This is a genomic window from Streptacidiphilus pinicola, from assembly GCF_003258295.1.
Classification (GTDB): Bacteria; Actinomycetota; Actinomycetes; order Streptomycetales; family Streptomycetaceae; genus Streptacidiphilus; species Streptacidiphilus pinicola.
In genome coordinates, this window is sequence record NZ_QKYN01000164.1 from 1 (window position 1) to 2,243 (window position 2,243).

Below are 2,243 nucleotides of genomic sequence, written 5' to 3' on the forward strand. Positions count from 1 at the left end.
GGGCTGCCGCTGGAGCAGCCGGGGCTGGACGGGGACGGGGAGCCGGACGGGCTCGCCGTGGGGCTGGAGCTCGGCGACCGGCTCGGCCGCCCGGTCGGGCTCGGCGTGCCGGACGGGCCGGTTGACGGACCGGTGGGCGTCGGGCTCGCCGTCGGCCGCGTCGAACTGCCGCTCGGGGTCGGGCGTTGGCTCGCCGAGGGAACGCTGCTGGGGCTGCCGACCACGCCCGTGCCGGGGGTGTTCTCGTAGAACCTGATCCAGGCGGTCACGGTGGCGAGGTAGCTGGGGGAGTGGTTGTAGCTGAGGATGGCCGCGTCCAGGTCGGAAGGCTGGGCGAGGTCGCGTCCTTGGGCGCACAGGTAGTGCCCGGCGGCGAGGGCGGCGTCGAAGACGTTGTTCGGGTCGGCTTTGCCGTCCCCGTTGCCGTCGACGCCCCACTGGGTCCAGGTGCTGGGCAGGAACTGCATCGGGCCCTCGGCGCGGGCCCAGCCGCCGCCGGCCGCGGGGATGGCGGCGTTGCCGCCGGTACCGTCCAGCAGCGGGCCCAGGATGGGCGAGCGGGTGGTCCCGTCGTTGGTGAGGTCGCCGTTGTTCGCCTGCCCGGACTCGACCTCGCCGATGCCGGCCAGCACCTGCCACGTCAGGTGGCAGCCAGGATCGCTGCCGGCGACGGCGTGTTGAGCGTCCAGATAGGCCGTCAGGACCAGCGCGGGTATCGCGCCGCCGGCGACCGGAAACCCGCCCGACCCGTCCCCGCTCTTCTGGCCGGAGGCGCCGGTCGGCGTCGCGATCGCGGCGGGCGGCATGCCGCGGTGCAGCGGGAGGCTGTCACCGGTCGCCGACTGGGCGATCGCCGAGGCCTTGTGCTGCTGCGTCGCCGGTACGGAGCTCGTGCCCACGGCGCCGAGCGCGACCACCCCGGCGGCGGTCGTCGCCGCACACCACAACCGCGGCCAGTCGAACCGTCTGGTGACCGCGGCGGGTTGGGCGAGTCGGCGGAGGGGGCGGGAGTTCACGTCCATGGTGAGTCTGCCTGCTTCCTGCGATCGCGCGGGCGTCCTGCGGCAGCTTAGGCGAGAACAGTGAACTGTCACGCACGCGAAGGCCACCGGCAGGGCGAATCGGCCATCACGCGAGGCGGATCCAAGGGAGGCTGACGTCCCGTTCGGCCAGCCGGGCGATGTCGTCGGCGATGCCGTCCAGCGGCCCGACCGTGCCGATCGAACGGAACCAGTCCCACAACTCCAGGGCGTGGTACAGCCGGTAGAGATGCAGCCGCTCCGCGGCGTCGTCGGGAAGCGGCCCGTAGCCCTCGAGCAGCGCCCGGCGTTCCGGCTCGCCGCGGCCGAGCGAGTAGGAGTCGGTCTTCGCCAGGTCGATCAGCGGGTCGGCGGCGATCGCGTTCTCGACATCGATCACACCGGTCAGCTCCCAGCCGACCGCACGCCGGGCGACCAGCACGTTGCCCTCGTGCAGGTCGTTGTGGCAGAGCACGGCCCGCTCGCAGGTGTCGAACAGCGCCCCGTCCCGGGCCACCCGTCGCGCGACCGCGTCGTGCAGCCGACCGTCCCCGCCCAGCGCCTTGAACTCCGCCAGCTTCTTGGCGAACTGGCGCCGCATGTAGCTCCCGTTGTCGAGGCTCGGTTCGAGGATCCGGTCGGTCAGGTACCCGTAGGCCTCCTGGCCGAGCTGATGGATCGTGGCCAGAACGGAGCCCATCTCCCGGTAGAGCGACGCGATGCGCGTCCCGTCCAACTCCTCGGCCGCCTCCGCTGCCTCCGACAGCGGGCGCCCCTCCAGCAGGCTCAGCACCGTGACGGCCCCGCCTTCCGGTCCCGCCTGTTCGGTGTGGTGCAGCACGCTCGGCACGGGCAGCGATCCAAGGCCGGCCAGCATGCCGTAGACGTGGACCTCCTTGGCCTGCTTCCAGGTCCACTCGGGCGCATAGACCTTGAGGATCACGCCCTGGGCCGGATCCTCACAGCGCACCTCGTACACCGCGCTCAACCGACCGCCCGTGCGCGGCACCACCTCGACCACCTCGGCGTCGGGAAACACCTCCCGCACAAGCCCTTCGGCCCAAGCGATCCCACCGAGCAACTGATCCGCCTGCGACATGCGGTGGACCCTAGGCGCCGAGTCGCCGCCCGGCAATCGAATTGGGTCGCGCCGCAACGCCCACGCGCCCGTGAGGGTGGCGCGTGGGCGTTGCGTTGTGACAGGTCACTTTCCGGTGCCCTGGT

General features: G+C 72.3%; 2 protein-coding genes. Both read right to left on the reverse strand.

Features of this window, described 5'->3' with window-relative positions:
- Positions 1-1,022: lytic transglycosylase domain-containing protein (locus tag DN069_RS33320; protein ID WP_243640092.1), on the reverse strand; the 1,022-nt coding region annotated here is incomplete at its 3' end.
- A gap of 106 nt (positions 1,023-1,128) precedes the next feature.
- Positions 1,129-2,118, reverse strand: coding sequence for a phosphotransferase family protein (locus DN069_RS33325; RefSeq protein ID WP_111506982.1), 990 nt, complete (start codon positions 2,116-2,118; stop codon positions 1,129-1,131).
- Between the last annotated feature and the right edge of the window lie 125 nt (positions 2,119-2,243).

Excerpts from the sequence above, each read along its gene's own strand:
- DN069_RS33325 (WP_111506982.1), bottom strand. The coding sequence starts at position 2,118 with ATGTCGCAGGCGGATCAGTTGCTCGGTGGGATCGCTTGGGCCGAAGGG.